Here is a 1332-nt window from a genome sequence, read left to right as displayed (position 1 = left end):
GTCTGGCATAAGTTTTATAGCCAATTATTAATTTTTCGGGTTCTTTACCTGCTTGACGAAACTCTTCAACCAATTTATTGACTTTCTTTGCTGTTAAATCTGCCATGACCCTCTCCCCCTTAATTTACTATTTTGTTATACGGCCTCTATATGACAAGAATATGAACAGTAACTTCTTGTAATTTTCATGTAAATATTAAAGATATTCCTATGCAACACCTACACGCATTAAAACCGCTCAGAAGAACAAATACAAGCTACTGATTTATATTAATTTTATTTAATTTCAATTACTTTAACTGAATGGATGTCTCCAAAGAATGAAATATGTTAATCTTTAATTAATAAATGCTTCATACATATAACAACTGTAAATAAGAGGAATAACATTATGAATTATCAGCATATTATTGTACCTGTAGATGGTTCTGAAATTTCTTTAGCGGCAGCTAGACAGGCCGCTCATATTGCAAAGGCATTTGGAAGTAAATTGACCGCTATTAGTTTAGTTGCGGTAGATCCTTTTAGTGGCGTAGATTTTTATTACATCTCACCTGTTGTAAAAGATTATTTTGTTGAAGCACGTGCCAACGCAGAGAAAACTCTCGCTAAAGTAAAAGCTTTATGTGCAGAAGAAGGTGTTGATGCAGAAACTCAGATTATCCAAGGTGAAATTTCTTCAGATGGTATATTGAAAGCTGTAGAAGACCTAGGTTCTGATTTGATTGTAATCGGTTCTCATGGTCGTAAAGGCTTCCAAAAACTAATTTTGGGTAGTTTTGCTCAAGATGTTTTAAATAGCACCAAAATTCAAGTTTTAGTAGTAAAAGAGTAAAACTTTTGAAAGGCAAAAGCCCAATCATTGAATTGGGCTTTTTAATAAAATAACCTGCAGAAATTTACACTCACCAGAAATCATCACAGCATAGTTCATTATTCAACCAGCTTCGTGAATCACGTCAATAAAGTAAATCTTTTATCATCAATTTTTCTTTATCATTATTATTCAAACTATTTTTTTCGAATTTACTAGTTCTCATTTGAAAACTAGTAAATTTTATTAACTATTATTTTTTTACTTTATTTAATAATTGGATGTCTAAATTATATTTGACAGTTTTATTTTTACGAGCACTATTACGCATTTGATAAACTTGAATAGTATAATCACCATCTACTGGTAAAGTAAGCTCTCCTTTAAAACCTACTGTTGAGCCAATCAATAATGCTTTATCTTTACCAGGCTTTGTACCGGGTGAAAAAATATTAACATAGGCTAAATTACCAAGGCTATTGTTATCAAATTTTAATATTTGTCCATTCTTAGCATAA

At 31.0% G+C, this 1332-nt stretch carries 1 protein-coding gene and 2 pseudogenes; 1 reads left to right on the top strand and 2 read right to left on the bottom strand.

Translation table 11 applies throughout. The features are described from left to right. Positions 1-106: pseudogene (locus HUN22_RS18300) on the bottom strand (hypothetical protein); the annotation flags it as partial. Positions 107-391: 285 nt separating this feature from the next. Here HUN22_RS18300 and HUN22_RS17085 point away from each other — a divergent pair. After that, a complete protein-coding gene (locus HUN22_RS17085) occupies positions 392-835 on the top strand; it encodes a universal stress protein (protein WP_174731898.1) in 444 nt (147 codons plus the stop codon). Between the two features lie 232 nt (positions 836-1067). On the opposite strand, the pseudogene HUN22_RS17080 reads toward HUN22_RS17085, so the two are convergent. After that, positions 1068-1332 (bottom strand): annotated as a pseudogene (locus HUN22_RS17080) (DNA breaking-rejoining protein); the annotation flags it as partial.

This window comes from Acinetobacter lactucae (assembly GCF_013344765.1).
GTDB lineage: Bacteria > Pseudomonadota > Gammaproteobacteria > Pseudomonadales > Moraxellaceae > Acinetobacter > Acinetobacter lactucae_A.
This window is presented reverse-complemented; position numbering and strand designations above follow the sequence as displayed.

Coding starts and splice junctions, on each gene's coding strand:
- HUN22_RS17085 (WP_174731898.1), top strand. CDS start 392: ATGAATTATCAGCATATTATTGTACCTGTAGATGGTTCTGAAATTTCT.